We start from the raw sequence: 13,007 nt of genomic DNA, 5'->3' as shown, positions 1-13,007 counted from the left end.
TCACCCCTGTGAGTGTCGTCCCCCGACAACGCTGCGCAGTTCTTGAATGATCTGTTCCCAGGATGGCATGCGGGCATGTGACGGCGCATCGGGATCGAACAGCACCCGGACGCCCATCTCCCGCAGCGTCTCCAGGCTCCGGCCGAAGGCAAGATGCTTGGCCAGTGCGTCCTTCAGTAGAGGCACAGCGACAATGGGGACGCCGAATCCCATCACCTCGCACAGCAGGCCGACCGCGAACGTGTCCGCGAGCCCACCGGCCCACTTGTTGATGGTGTTGAACGTCGCCGGAGCCACCACCACCGCATCGGCCGGAGGCAGCCCCTTCGGCTCACCCGGCATGCGGTACGTGCTGCGGACCCGATCCCCGGTCAGCCGCTCCAACTCGTCGGCATCGACGAAGCGGGCACCCATGGGCGTGGTGACCACGTGCACCTGCCAGCCGTCTGCCTGAGCGAGCATCACCAGGCGGGCGAGGTCAGCCGCCGCCGGAGCAGCACATGCGACCACGTACAGCACTCCGCGCGTCTCCATACCGCGTGATCCTAATCAGAGCCGGGCAGCCGTCGCGGCCGGTCAAGGTGTCGACGAAACCGGCCGTGATGCCGCCGGCCGAATTCGCTCCGCTCGCCCTTCGGGTGCCTTCGGCATTCCGCCGGCCGCACCACTCCGCCCGGGGACACGTCTCTCCGGTCAGCCGGGTTCCGGCTGTTCCTGTTCTCGGGCGATCCGGCGGGCGGTGGTGATGCGTTGCCGGGCGAGTTCGGCCCACAGGGCTTCCCCGTGCCGCAGGCCGTTTCCGGCGTAGCGCCACTGGGACAGGGTGACCGTCTCCTCTCCGTCCGGGGCAGGGAGACCGAGGATCGAGCGGGCTTGCTCGGCGCGGTAGTCAGCGCGTGCCTGCCGCAGCTCCCCCAGGGTGATGGAGTATCGGCGGCTCTTGGTCGAGAAGTGGCCCCGATAGCCGAGCATGTGAGCCCACTGCTTCAGAGGGACGTCCCGGTACTCGGGCAGGCGGCTCAGAGCGAAGCAGGTGAAGATCATGCGCCGGGCATGCTCGGTCACGGCCAGCCCGGCGACGTCTTCCACCCGGCGGATCGGACGGTCCACCGTCCCCGCGGACTCCGCCCCCTTGGTCGCGTACTTGGCGACGTAGGCCGCCACCCGTTGATCGCTGACCTCGTCCAGCTCAGCCGAGATGTACACCGGCCGGACGTCGAGCTGATCACCCCACCGCAGCAGAACCGGAGCAGGAACGTCCGACGCCGGGACGACGACCTGTCCGGCAGCCTCCCGGATCGCCCGATCGAGGAGCGCGACGGTCGCCCAGTCAGGCGGCCGGTCAGCCGGCCCTTCCGGACCGTCGAGGCGGATCACCGCGTGGAAGTGGACCAGGCCGCGCGCCTGGTACTCGGCGACCTTGGCGTACGACAGCCGCAGCGTACGGCGCAGCGCGGCCCGGCTCATGCCGAGCAGCCGGGCGAGAACGGACGGAAGCGCCTGGGTGAAGCGCCGCCACAGCTCCCCCGCGTGGGCGTTCCACAGCACCGCGCCCCGGTAGTCGTAGCAGCTTGCGCAGAGCGGTTGCCCGGCTTGAGGGTCATCACGTTCGTGACGCCTGCCGCACCCTTCCGGCTGCCCGTGCTCGCACACGGGACGGTCCCGCCGGGGACGACACGGCAGGGGCGTGCCGTTCCGCTCTCGGTGGGCATGGACCGCGCCGAAGGACGGAGCGGTGAACGTGGCGAACACGCGGGGATGCCCGCTGACGTCCTCGGGAACACCTTTGCCGCCCCGCAGTCCGGAGATGATCAGGTGATAGGTGTCGTCCCGGTAGGTCTCCGAGCAGGCCGGACACCGGGAGGCACGCCGGTTGCCGCAGGCGGTGAGCAGGAAGCCCGTGGGTTCGTCGGCGGTCCGGTAGACGTCCAGAACCTCCCCCGTCCGGACGTCCACGGTCAGCCGTTCGCCGTGGAGTCGGACGGGTTGGGCGCAGCCGCCGGTGGCGTAGATCATGCGTTGCCACCGGGCGAAGTCGGGCATGGCCGCGCGGTGCAGCGCGGCCAGCATGTCAGGGGCGAGGGAAGGCGCTTGGTTCACGCGGCGTCCCTCCCGCGCACCTCATCGGGTCGGGAACCGGCGTCCTGCGTCTCGGCGACGCTGACGCCGAACACGGTGGCGACGCGTCGCCACTTCTCATCAGTCCAGCGAGGGGACCGTGCCGCTTGTCGTCTGCCCCACTCCCGGGCAGACAGGGGTTCAGGGTTCAGGTGGACTCCTCACCTCATGGGTGGAGCCACCGCCACGCCTGACGGACAGGACGTCGCACGCCGTCGCCAGGGCAGCCCGAAGACAACCGTTGGCGTGTGGTGCGCAGCAGCGAGAGATCAGAATGGAGTGCGGCGAGGAAGTGGATGGCGCGTTCTGTGTGGACACCTACCGCCGGGCCGGGGCCCTCCGACGATCATCAGTGATCATGAGATGTGTCGTGCCCGGATGAAAAATGCGCCTGAGGTGATTCGCCGAGATGTTCGCTGTGTCGTGCCGTGGGGAGGTCGGTGGCTTCTTACGCGATCAGTTCTACATCGGGGTAGACGAGTTCGACCAGCTTCAAGTTCCTCCGTGAGCGTTGTGTGTAGACGTCCGTTGGCGTCCGTGAGTGTCCGTCAGCGTCCGTAGACGTCCGTCCGTCACCGGGAAATCGGCGGCGAAAGAAAGAGGGCTGTCGCCTTTCGGTAAGGCCGACAGCCCTCGGAAGAGGCTGAAGACGTCCAGGACGTCTCGCGCTCAGCCCTCTCGCCAGATGGGCTCCAGGAGGTCCGGGTTGAAGACCCGCTGGCCCTGTCCGGCCGGGTGGACGATCACCGCGTGCAGCGCTTCCCGGATGTAGGTGCGCTTGGTGGAGATGGGGAACCCGCCTTCCTTCTCCGGCAGGTACCAGCGCCGCCGGATCTCCGCCGCGTCCGTACCGGCCCGCGCCTGCCGCAGCTCTGCCGACGCGGCGAAGCCGGCGGCTTCCGCACGGAGTCGGGCGATCTCCTGTTCCAGGCCGGGGGCGAGCTTGAAGAACAGGTCATTGCTGATGTTGCCGGAGTTCCACTGCCGGGTCAGCTCGTCCAGGCGCGACTTCACCTCTTCCAACTCCTCTTCCCTCCCCCAGGAAGACTCCCCCGCCGAGGCGGTGAACGCGGCCTCCTCCAGCTTCGCCAGGACCGCTTCCGAGACGTACTCGTCCACCAGGTCACCGCGCCGGGAGGTTCCGCCGCAACCGCCTTCCGCCTTGCTCAGGCATGTGTAGGCGTGGTGCTTGGCATTCTTCTTACGGTTGGTACGGAGCGGGGCGTTGCAGGGTGTTCCGTCCGGCTTGATCCGGCCGCAGCGGAGGATTCCGGCGAGCAGGTACGTGGGGTCCCGGTAGTCGGGTTGGTGCGGCTTCATGATCTTCATGTCCCGGCCGATGAAGTAGCCCTTCCGGCTGTCGAAGACGGCCCGGATCGCTTCCCACTCCTCATCCGTGAGGATGGTCGCCCACTGTCCGCGTATCGGGTTGCCGTCCGCGTCCCGGACGAGTTCACCGTTCAGCTCCCGCAGGCCGCACATGCGCGGGTTGCGCAGTGCCACCTTCAAGGACTGCACGGTCCAGTCGTTGCCGAGCGAGGTCTTCGCCCCCGCTTCCTGCCACTCGCGGACGATCGAGTGCAGGGAACGGCCGGACAGGAAGTCGCGGGCCGCCTGCCGGATGAGGTCGGCTTCCTTCGTGTCGAGGGTCAGGCGATCCGGCTTCCAGCCGAAGGGGCGCGGGCCGCCGGAGGGCACGCCCAGTTCGGCACGCGACCGGTGCGAGCGTCGCATCCGGCGTTGCATCTTGCGGACCTCCATCCTGGAGATGACCGCGCCGAGCAGGCCCATGCTCTCCACGTCTTCGCTGTAGAGATCCTGAGCGCCCCGTGCGTCGGCGAACACGCGGCCGTCCTGGAAGGTGATCGCTTCCACGAACCGCTCGTAGTCGCCCGGCCGGCGAGCGAGGCGGTCGGCCGCCAGGATGACGATGCCCTGCACCGGCGTGCCGTTCGGCAGTTTTCCGGCGCGCAGCGCGCGTAGCATCGCCTCGAAGTCGTCGCGGACGACTCCCTCTTTGGCCGCCGACTTGTCGTTGTCGGTGAACTCGTGGACGACGGTCCAGCCGTACCGTTCGGCGGTCTTCCGGTTGACCCTGTGCTGGTCCTGCACACCGTGTTCGTCGCGCCTCAGGTCGGCGGAGATACGGGCGTAGGACACGACGGGGACGGGGGGATTCGACGGGCTCATGTGCACCTCCGGCCAACATCATGCCTGAGATGTAGAGCTAGAACCTGCTCTACCGCGAGGAGGAGCGGGAGATGAACCCGCTCTGCGCCGACCAGGGCGTGGGCCTGATCCCGTGGAGCCCGCTGGCCCGCGGCGTGCTCGCCCGGGCCGGCTCGGAGGAGGCCACCACCCGCGCCGGGAGCGACGAGCGCATCGGCACCCTCTACACCGACGCCGACAACGACCGCCAGATCCTCGACCGGGTCGCCCAGGTGGCCCGGGAGCGCCAGGTCCCCCCGGCCCAGGTGGCGCTGTCCTGGGTGCTCCGGCAGCCGGGGGTGTCGGCCCCGATCGTCGGCGCGACGAAGGAGAGGCACGTCGACGACGCCGTCGCCGCGGTGGACCTGGCCCTGACGGACAAGGAGCTCGCCTTCCTCGCCGAGCCGTACCGCCCGCGGGCCGTCGCCCACTGACGCGCCCGGCCCGGTCCCGCGCGCCGGCCCTCCCGGTGGAGGGCCGGCGCCGAGCGGCCGGGAAGTCAGCTCAGCCCAGGACGGTGTCCAGGAGCAGGGAGCCGGCGCCGAGCAGCGCCGCGTCGGGGCCCGAGCGGGTGACGGCGATCTCCAGGTCGCGGGTGGCCAGCGGCAGGCAGCGCTCGTAGACCGCGGCCCGGATCGACGCGATCAGCGGCTCGGCCGTGGACAGGCTGCCGCCGACCACGATGGCGTCGGGGTTGAGGAAGTTCACCAGGACGGTGAGCACCTCGCCGATGAGGCGGCCGGCGTTCCTGACCAGCGCGGTGGCCTCGGGCACCCCGTCGTTGACGGCCGCGACGACGTCGGCGGGCCGCCGTACGGCGATGCCCAGCTCGGTCAGGGCGCCCATCAGCGCCGCCCCGCTCGCGTATGCCTCCAGGCAGTCGGAGTGACCGCAGGAGCACACGACGGAGGAGTCGGAGCTGACCCGGACGTGGCTGATGTCGCCGGCCGCGCCCCTGCCCCGGTGCAGGCGGCCGTCGACGATCACGCCGCACCCTATGCCGCTGCCGGCTTTGAGCACCATGAGGTTGTCGCAGCCGGGCCACGCGCGGGCCTCGCCGACGGCCAGGAGGTTGGCGTCGTTCTCGACGAGCACCGGCAGGTCGTAGTGCGCGCCGAGATGCTCGGCGACGGGGAAGTTGTTCCATCCGGGCATGCGCGAGGGGGACACCACGCGGCCGCTGGCGGGGTCCACGGGGCCGGGGATGCCGGTGGCGATCCCGCGCAGAGGGACGCCGGGCGGGCCGTGGGCCAGCAGCAGCTCGTCGAAGGAGGCCGCCATCCAGTCGAGGGTCGCCTCCGGGCCCAGCGCGATGTCACAGGGGCGCTCCTCGACGACCAGCGGGGTGCCGCTGAGGTCGAGCAGGCCGAGCCGGACGTGATGGGCCCCGAGGTCGGCCACCGCGAGCAGCCCGGCAGTGGGACTGACCCGCAGCCGCCGTGGCCGCCGCCCGCCGCGGGAGGTGCCCGACCCCTCCTCCACGAGTAGCCCGGCCCCGATCAGCTCCTCCACCCGCAGGGAGACGCTTGACGCCGCCAGGCCGGAGAGGCGGGCCAGCTCGGCGCGTGACTCGGCGTGGCCGGTGGCGACGAGACGCATGAGATCGCCCTGGGCTCCCCGCACGAGCAACCTCTCTTTGCCTGACATGAACAGAGGAATACCACGTCTGTACTTACTACGGCAATGTGTTGACTTCGGCCGGAATCATCCATTACGTTCCGCTTTATCTTCGATTTCGAAGGAAGACGGCAATGATTCAGGTGCAAGGGCTGAACAAATGGTTCGGCGATCATCACGTGCTGCGCGACATCGACCTTGAGGTGGCGCAGGGCGAGGTCGTCGTGGTGATCGGCCCCTCCGGGTCGGGCAAGTCCACGCTGTGTCGTTGCCTGAACCGGCTGGAGAGCGCGGGTTCGGGCGACATCCTCATCGACGGCGTCCCCGCCCCGGTCGAGGGCCGCGAGCTGGCCAGGCTCCGGGCCGACGTCGGCATGGTCTTCCAGTCGTTCAACCTCTTCCAGCACAAGACCGTGCTGGAGAACGTCATGCTCGCCCCGGTGAAGGTGCGCGGCGTCGGCCGCGCCGAGGCGGAGCGGACCGCGCGGGAGCTGCTGGCGCGCGTCGGCATCGCCGAGCAGGCCGGCAAGCTCCCCGCGCAGTTGTCGGGCGGCCAGCAGCAGCGGGCGGCCATCGCCCGCGCGCTCGCCATGCGGCCCAAGGTGATGCTCTTCGACGAGCCCACCTCGGCGCTCGACCCCGAGATGGTCGGCGAGGTCCTGGACGTGATGGTCCAGCTCGCCGCCGACGGCATGACCATGGTCGTCGTCACCCACGAGATGGGCTTCGCCCGCCGGGCCGCCGACCGCGTGGTGTTCATGGACGGCGGCCAGATCGTCGAGACGGCCGAGCCGAACGCCTTCTTCGAAGCTCCCCAGACCGACCGGGCCAGGGACTTCCTGGCCAAGGTACTCACTCACTGATCGCAAAGGATGGTGGGCCCGATGGTGTCCATGAAGCGGATGGCCGCTGTCGCCGCCGTGTCGATGATCGGCCTCTCGGCCTGTTCCGGCACGGATTCGGGCAGCCCGGCGGTGCCGGGCGAGGCCAAGGGCGGTGATCTGCTCGCCAAGGCGCCGGTGGCGGCCGCCGCCGACATCCTGCCCGGCTCCACGATGGAGAAGATCAAGCAGCGCGGCGAGCTGATCGTCGGCGGGTCGCTCGACGCCCCGCTGCTGTCGCAGCAGAACCCGACGACCGGCGAGGTCGAGGGGTTCGACGCGGACATGGGCAAGGCTCTCGCCAAGTACATCATCGGCGAGCCCAAGGTGAAGATCGTCAACTCGGCGTCGGAGACCCGTGAGGCGCTGCTGAGCAACGGCACCGTCGACGTCGTCTTCCAGACCTACACGATCACGCCGGAGCGGGCCGAGCAGGTCGCCTTCGCCGGGCCGTACTACTCCTCCGGCCTGACCCTCGCGGTCCGGAAGGGCACCTCGGGCATCGCCAAGCCGGAGGACCTCAACGGCAAGACCGTCATCGCCGGGGCCAACACCCCGGCCATCCCGGCGATCAAGAAGCTCGCGCCGCAGGCGAAGATCGTGACCTTCGGCAGCGACCCCGAGTGCATGCAGGCGCTCAAGCAGGAACGCGGCGACGCCTACGTCCAGGACGAGACGCTCCTGATCGCCAACGCCCAGAAGGACCCCTCGATCCAGGTCGTCGGCCAGCCCTTCACGACCGACCCGTACGGCATCGGCCTCAAGCACGGTGACGACCAGTTCAAGAAGTTCGTCAACGACTGGCTGAAGAAGACCCAGGCCGCCGGTCTCTGGCAGCAGACCTGGAAGAACTCCATCGGCACGGTCGTGCAGGGCGAGGCTCCCGCCCCGCCGCAGATCGGCTCGGTGCCGGGCTCCTGATGTCGGCGATCCTGGATCACCTGCCCGAGTTCTGGCAGGGACTGATCGTGACCCTCCAGCTGACCGCGGCGTCGTTCGCCGGCGCCGCGGTCATGGGGCTCGTGATCACGGCCATGCGGGTCAGCCCGGTCGGCGTGCTGCGCGGGATCGGCACGGCCTACGTGGAGACCTTCCAGAACCTGCCCCTCCTGGTGCTGCTGGTGCTGGCCGTCTTCGGCCTGCCGGAGATCGGGATCAAGGCCGGCCTGCTGGAGACGGCCATCGTGGTCATCGCGCTCTACGAGGCCGCCTACATCGCCGAGGCGCTGCGCTCCGGCGTCAACGCCGTCTCCGCCGGGCAGGGCGAGGCGGCCCGCGCGCTCGGGCTGACCTTCAGCCAGTCCCTGCGCCACGTGATCCTGCCGCAGGCGCTGCGCACGGTGATCCAGCCGCTGGGCAACGTCTTCATCGCGCTGACGATGAACACCTCGCTCGCGGCCGCGGTCGGCGTGGTCGACCTGACCGCCGCGGCCAACCGGGTGAACCTCATGGAGGCCCAGCCCATCCCGATCTTCGTCGGGGCGGGCCTGGCCTACGCGCTGATCGCCGCCTGTGCCGGGTTCGTCACCGGGCGGCTCGAACGACGGCTGGTGATGGTCCGATGAGCAGCCTGCTCTTCGACGAGCCCGGGCCGCGCGCCCGCCGCAGGATCCGGATCGCGACCGTGGTGGGGGCGGTCGCGGTGCTCGCCCTGCTGGCGCTGGCCGTACGCCAGTTCGCCGCCAATGGCCAGCTCGACGCCGACCGCTGGCAGCCGTACGCGACGTGGCCGATGTGGCGCTACCTGCTCGACGGACTGTGGTCCACCGTGCTGGCGGCGGTCGTCTCGGCCGTGCTCGCGATGGCCGCCGGGCTGGCGCTGGCCCTCGGACGGCTGTCGCGGCGCCGGTGGGTGCGCGTGCCCTCCGCCACGTACGTGGAGGTCGTGCGGACCGTCCCGGCGCTGCTGCTGGTCTACGTCGTGCTGTTCGCGCTGCCCCGCTACGGGCTGGACCTGCCTCTGTTCTGGAAGCTCGTGGTGCCGCTGGCGGTGTCGAACGCGGCGGCGTTCGCGGAGATCTTCCGGGCCGGGATCCTGTCCGTCGAGCGCGGCCAGAGCGAGGCGGGTCTGGCCGTCGGGCTCACCCACGGCCAGACCATGCGCATGATCGTGCTCCCGCAGGCGGCCCGGCGTGTGCTGCCCTCGATCGTCAGCCAGTCGGTCGGCCTGCTGAAGGACACCTCGCTGGGCTTCGTGGTCAGCTACGCCGAGCTGCTCTACAGCGGCAAGGTCCTGGCGACCTACAACGGCCTGCTCATCCAGACCTACATCGTCGTCGCGCTGGTCTACCTGGTGGTCAACGCGTCGCTGTCCAAACTCGCCCGCACCCTCGAAGCCCGCCAACCGCGAGCCCGCCAACCGCGAAGGAGACTCTCCCGTGCCTGAACTCGTCCCGCCCGCCGGGGGAGCCTCCGGCTTCGTCCCGCTCGCCGAGGTGGTGCGTTCGGGATTCTCCGAAAGCGTGCACTTCGGCAGCGCGGTCGGCCTCGCGCCCGACGGCGGCACCGCCGTCGCCCGCGGCCTGGTCGGCGCCCCGGTGCTGCCGCGCTCGTCGGCCAAGCCGTTCCAGGCACTGGCGTGCCTGCTGTCCGGCGCCGACCTGCACGGCCCGCGCCTGGCCATCGCCGCCGGCAGCCACACGGGTGAGGATTTCCACGTACGGCTGGTCGCCGAGATGCTCGGCGAGGCGGGGCTGGGCTTCGAGGCCCTCGGCTGCCCCACCGACTGGCCGGAGGACGAGAGCACCCGGCACGGGCTGATCCGCGAGGGCCTGGCGGCCTCGCGCGAGCGGATGAACTGCTCGGGCAAGCACGCCGCGATGCTCACCGCGTCCGTGGCCTCGGGATGGGCCGTCGACTCCTACCTCGACCCCGACCACCCCGTGCAGCGGCGGGTCCGGAGTGTCGTCGAGGAGCTGTCCGGAGAGGAGACGGCCCACGTGGCCGTCGACGGGTGCGGCGCGCCGCTGTTCGGGCTGTCGCTGACCGGGCTGGCGCGGGCCGTGCAGGCCCTGGTCCTGACCGCGCCCGGGACGGCGCCGCGGGCGGTCGCCGACGCGATGCGCGAGTATCCCGAATACGTCGGCGGGACCGGCCACGTCAACACCTCCCTGATGCGGGCGCTGCCCGGGGCGGTGGCCAAGGGCGGGGCCGAGGGCGTGCTCGTCGTCGCGCTCGCCAGCGGGCACGCGGCGGCGGTCAAGGTCATCGACGGCAGCCCGCGGGCCACGACGGCGATCGCGCTGGCCACCCTCCGGGCGGCGGGCGGCGACGTCTCGACGGCCGGGGAGTTCGCGAGTGTTCCGGTGCTGGGCGGGGGCGTCCCGGTCGGCGAGATCCATGTTCTGGGGGAAGAAGAATGAGCCTCACCTACGAGATCTGCATCGACAGCACGGCGGGCGCGCTCGCGGCCGAGCAGGCCGGGGCCGACCGGGTCGAGCTGTGCTCGGCGCTCTTCGAGGGCGGCCTCACCCCGACCCTCGGCACCGTCGAGGCGACCCTCGCCGCGGTCTCGTCGATCCGCGTCCACGTGATCATCCGTCCCCGGGGCGGCGACTTCATCTACGACGAGCACGAGATCGCGGCCATGGAGCGCGACGTGGCCACCTTCCGGGAGGCGGGCGCGCACGGCGTGGTGATCGGGGTGCTGACGCCGGCGGGCGAGGTGGACGTCGAGGTGGCCAAGCGGCTCATCGGCGCGGCCGAGGGGCTCTCGGTCACCTTCCACCGGGCCTTCGACATGACCGCCGACCCGTTCGCCGCCCTCGGCGCGCTCACCTCGCTGGGCGTCGACCGGGTGCTCACCTCCGGTCAGGACACCACCGCGCTGGAGGGCGCGCCGCTGATCGCGTCCCTGGTCGAGCGGGCGGGCGACGATCTGATCATCATGCCCGGCGGCGGCATCACGCCCCGCAACGTGGGCCGGGTGGTGGCGGCGACGGGGGTCAAGGAGATCCACTTCGCCGCCCTCGTGGACGCGCCCAGCCCGGCCGTCCACCGCAACCCCCACCCGTTCATGGGCGGCGAGCTGCGCCAGCCGGAGTACGCCCGGCGGATCACCTCCCCTGGCCTGGTCTCCGAGGTGATCTCCGCCTCCGGGCGCTGAGGCACGGCCACACCGGGGTCCGGCTCCGGCCTCACACCCCGGTGGGCAGGGTCTCCAGCTCTCCCCGGCCCTCCCGCTCCAGGTGCAACGGCCGGAGCGCGGAGGTCCTGGCGATCCAGCACAGGGCGTCGTAACGGTCGCCCATCGTGCTGGGCACGTAGTTGCGCCACTCCCGTACCGGGTCGTAGACCACGCCGATGGCGCGGTGCCCCAGCCGGGCCCTCAGCCAGCGGGCGTCCGGCCGGTCGGCGAAGACGAACAGGGCGCGGTGCTCCGGGCCGGTCCCGGCGCCGCCCAGCAGCCCTTCGAGGGTGTCCGGAGGCGGCGGGGGCACCGGCATGACCTCCATGGGCGCCCCCCACCGCGGGGCGGCGACCACCTCGCCGTGGGCGGTGGCGGAGCCGACCAGCACGACGCCGTCCGCGCCGTGCCGCTCCCTGACGAGCCGGCCGAGGTTGACGATCCCGCCCCGCGCCATGTCTGTGGCCCTGGCATCGCCGATGTGGGTGTTGTGCGCCCACACGACCGCCTTCGCGCCGTCGCCGTGGAAGTGCAGCAGCCGGTCCAGGGTGTCGGCCATGTGGATGTCGCGGACGTTCCACGCCTCCGCCCCGCCGCTGATCATGGACCGGTAGTAGCGGTCGGCGGCCGCCGCGACCTCGGCGTTCTGCCAGATGTTGAGCCGCTCGACCGGGTCGGCGGCCTCGGCGGGCAGCGAGTGCCGTACCCGGCACAGCAGCTCGACCGTCTCCCGCTCGCACCCCTCCGGCACCAGCCGGAGGCTCCGGACGTAGGTCTGGGGGTCCTCGCCGCAGGGCTCGAAGCAGCGGTAGGCCTCCAACGCCGTCTCCACGTAGTCGGGATGATATTCGTGCAGGTAGAGGACGACGGACCGGAGGGAGTCCCACAGGCTGTAGACGTCCAGGCCGTAGAAGCCCACCCGCTCCCCGGTCGGCCGGAGCGCGTTGCGCTCCCGCAGCCACCGGCAGAAGTGCGCGGTCTCCGCGTTGGCCCACATCCAGGTCGGCCAGCGGCGGTAGGCGTCCAGGGCCCGCGTCGGATCCTCCGGGGAGCCGTCGGCCAGCGTGACCGAGCGGTGGACCTGCCAGCAGTCCGGCCAGTCTCCCTCCACCGCCACGAAGGAGAAGCCGCGCTCCTCGACGAGCCGGCGGGTCAGCGCCGCCCGCCAGATGTGGAACTCGTGGGTTCCGTGGCTGGCCTCGCCGGCCAGCACGCACCGGGCGTCGCCGATGCGATCCATGAGGGGGTCGAGGTCGGCCTCCTCCTCCAGCGGGAGGGCCATCCCCCGGATCTCGTCCGTCTCTTCCATGCGACATCCGTTCCAGCGGTCGGCCCGGCGGCCGGGGCGACCGGGTGCGTCCCGGCGGCGCGGGACCGCCGGGACCCCAGGGGCCGCCGGGCGCGGTCCGGGCCTCCTCCGCCGTGGCCGGAGGAGGGGGACCCGCCAGGTCTCCGTGTGGCTTTCGCCCTTCACCGGCCTTCCCTACCCGCCCGTCCATCCGCCTTGTCCCCGCGTTCGCCAACGGATGCTTGACCCTCTCGCTTGTCCCCGCGTTCGCCAACGGATGCTTGACCCTCCCGGGAGGGCGGGTGCGATCACTCGTCCATGACGTACGGGTGGGTGAGGAATTCGAGCGAGTGGCCGTCGGGGTCGTCGACGTACACGCCCCGGCCGCGGTGACGGTGGTTGATCTGCTGGGGCTCGGTATGGCCCGGATCTCCCCAGTGGGGCAGCCCGCGCTCGATGATGCGGGCGTAGATCTCGTCGAACTCCTCCTCCGAGACCAGGAACGCCAGGTGCTGCATGACGATCCGGTCGGCGCGGACGATGGAGTCCGCGTAGTCGACGGTCACGCCGTTGGCGAGCGGGACGGCGGCGAACGGCCCGTAGGCCCGGGGCTCGGGCGCGCCGAGCAGCCCGGTGAGGAAGCGGGCGGAGGCGGAACGGTCGCTGCTGTGCACGATCGTATGGTCGAGCTGCGCTGGCACGGGACCTCCTGGTGACGTCTCGGAAACGACTTGCTCCTACGACGTTACGGCCGGGGCCCGCGTCCGGC

The 13,007-nt window shown here is 71.0% G+C and carries 13 protein-coding genes; 7 read left to right on the top strand and 6 right to left on the bottom strand.

Translation table 11 applies throughout. From position 1 onward, the window contains the following. The 3 genes from J2S55_RS31475 to J2S55_RS31465 all read right to left on the bottom strand — a co-directional run bounded on the left by J2S55_RS31475 (position 1) and on the right by J2S55_RS31465 (position 4,308). On the bottom strand, positions 1-534 hold the full coding sequence (locus J2S55_RS31475; protein WP_306868359.1) for a flavoprotein: 534 nt from the start codon (positions 532-534) through the stop codon (positions 1-3). A 159-nt stretch (positions 535-693) separates the two neighbouring features. Further along, positions 694-2,100 carry a replication initiator gene (locus J2S55_RS31470; RefSeq protein ID WP_306868357.1) on the bottom strand — a complete coding sequence of 469 codons (1,407 nt, stop codon included), beginning with the start codon at positions 2,098-2,100 and terminating at the stop codon, positions 694-696. A gap of 687 nt (positions 2,101-2,787) precedes the next feature. Then, positions 2,788-4,308 (bottom strand): recombinase family protein, encoded by a 1,521-nt coding sequence (locus J2S55_RS31465; protein ID WP_086567953.1) that lies wholly within the window; start codon positions 4,306-4,308, stop codon positions 2,788-2,790. A gap of 44 nt (positions 4,309-4,352) precedes the next feature. On the opposite strand from J2S55_RS31465, the gene J2S55_RS31460 reads away from it, so the two are divergent. Next, positions 4,353-4,760 (top strand): aldo/keto reductase, encoded by a 408-nt coding sequence (locus J2S55_RS31460; RefSeq protein WP_306875635.1) that lies wholly within the window; start codon positions 4,353-4,355, stop codon positions 4,758-4,760. Positions 4,761-4,830: 70 nt separating this feature from the next. On the opposite strand, the gene J2S55_RS31455 is transcribed toward J2S55_RS31460, so the two are convergent. After that, positions 4,831-5,973, bottom strand: coding sequence for an ROK family protein (locus tag J2S55_RS31455; RefSeq protein ID WP_306868355.1), 1,143 nt, complete (start codon positions 5,971-5,973; stop codon positions 4,831-4,833). Between the two features lie 104 nt (positions 5,974-6,077). Between J2S55_RS31455 and J2S55_RS31450 the strand changes: the two genes are divergently transcribed. Genes J2S55_RS31450 through J2S55_RS31425 form a run of 6 tightly spaced genes read left to right on the top strand, consistent with a single transcriptional unit; the run spans position 6,078 to position 10,929 of the window. Beyond that, on the top strand, positions 6,078-6,806 hold the full coding sequence (locus J2S55_RS31450) for an amino acid ABC transporter ATP-binding protein (RefSeq protein WP_306868353.1): 729 nt from the start codon (positions 6,078-6,080) through the stop codon (positions 6,804-6,806). Between the two features lie 21 nt (positions 6,807-6,827). Continuing rightward, positions 6,828-7,745: a glutamate ABC transporter substrate-binding protein gene (locus J2S55_RS31445; protein WP_306868351.1), complete on the top strand. Its 918-nt coding sequence runs from the start codon at positions 6,828-6,830 to the stop codon at positions 7,743-7,745. Further along, complete coding sequence (locus J2S55_RS31440) at positions 7,745-8,389, top strand: amino acid ABC transporter permease (RefSeq protein ID WP_306868349.1); 645 nt, start codon at positions 7,745-7,747, stop codon at positions 8,387-8,389. Before J2S55_RS31445 ends, J2S55_RS31440 begins: the two co-directional genes overlap by 1 nt. Then, positions 8,386-9,210, top strand: coding sequence for an amino acid ABC transporter permease (locus J2S55_RS31435; RefSeq protein ID WP_306868347.1), 825 nt, complete (start codon positions 8,386-8,388; stop codon positions 9,208-9,210). Before J2S55_RS31440 ends, J2S55_RS31435 begins: the two co-directional genes overlap by 4 nt. Further along, positions 9,203-10,186 carry an asparaginase gene (locus tag J2S55_RS31430; RefSeq protein ID WP_306868345.1) on the top strand — a complete coding sequence of 328 codons (984 nt, stop codon included), beginning with the start codon at positions 9,203-9,205 and terminating at the stop codon, positions 10,184-10,186. Before J2S55_RS31435 ends, J2S55_RS31430 begins: the two co-directional genes overlap by 8 nt. Beyond that, entirely contained in the window at positions 10,183-10,929 is a 747-nt protein-coding gene (locus J2S55_RS31425) for a copper homeostasis protein CutC (RefSeq protein WP_306868343.1), read from the top strand. The genes J2S55_RS31430 and J2S55_RS31425 overlap by 4 nt, the downstream gene beginning before the upstream one ends. 31 nt (positions 10,930-10,960) lie before the next feature. On the opposite strand, the gene J2S55_RS31420 is transcribed toward J2S55_RS31425, so the two are convergent. Continuing rightward, positions 10,961-12,259: an erythromycin esterase family protein gene (locus tag J2S55_RS31420; RefSeq protein WP_306868341.1), complete on the bottom strand. Its 1,299-nt coding sequence runs from the start codon at positions 12,257-12,259 to the stop codon at positions 10,961-10,963. Positions 12,260-12,546: 287 nt separating this feature from the next. Beyond that, complete coding sequence (locus J2S55_RS31415; RefSeq protein WP_306868339.1) at positions 12,547-12,939, bottom strand: VOC family protein; 393 nt, start codon at positions 12,937-12,939, stop codon at positions 12,547-12,549. Positions 12,940-13,007: the final 68 nt, after the last annotated feature.

The sequence above is a fragment of the Streptosporangium brasiliense genome, from assembly GCF_030811595.1.
GTDB lineage: Bacteria > Actinomycetota > Actinomycetes > Streptosporangiales > Streptosporangiaceae > Streptosporangium > Streptosporangium brasiliense.
The sequence above is the reverse complement of the archived record's forward strand: the minus strand, read 5'-3'. Positions and strand labels throughout refer to the sequence as shown.

Excerpts from the sequence above, each read along its gene's own strand:
- J2S55_RS31455 (WP_306868355.1), bottom strand. The coding sequence starts at position 5,973 with ATGTCAGGCAAAGAGAGGTTGCTCGTGCGGGGAGCCCAGGGCGATCTC.
- J2S55_RS31465 (WP_086567953.1), bottom strand. The coding sequence starts at position 4,308 with ATGAGCCCGTCGAATCCCCCCGTCCCCGTCGTGTCCTACGCCCGTATC.
- J2S55_RS31420 (WP_306868341.1), bottom strand. The coding sequence starts at position 12,259 with ATGGAAGAGACGGACGAGATCCGGGGGATGGCCCTCCCGCTGGAGGAG.
- J2S55_RS31445 (WP_306868351.1), top strand. The coding sequence starts at position 6,828 with ATGGTGTCCATGAAGCGGATGGCCGCTGTCGCCGCCGTGTCGATGATC.
- J2S55_RS31450 (WP_306868353.1), top strand. The coding sequence starts at position 6,078 with ATGATTCAGGTGCAAGGGCTGAACAAATGGTTCGGCGATCATCACGTG.
- J2S55_RS31425 (WP_306868343.1), top strand. The coding sequence starts at position 10,183 with ATGAGCCTCACCTACGAGATCTGCATCGACAGCACGGCGGGCGCGCTC.
- J2S55_RS31435 (WP_306868347.1), top strand. The coding sequence starts at position 8,386 with ATGAGCAGCCTGCTCTTCGACGAGCCCGGGCCGCGCGCCCGCCGCAGG.
- J2S55_RS31440 (WP_306868349.1), top strand. The coding sequence starts at position 7,745 with ATGTCGGCGATCCTGGATCACCTGCCCGAGTTCTGGCAGGGACTGATC.
- J2S55_RS31475 (WP_306868359.1), bottom strand. The coding sequence starts at position 534 with ATGGAGACGCGCGGAGTGCTGTACGTGGTCGCATGTGCTGCTCCGGCG.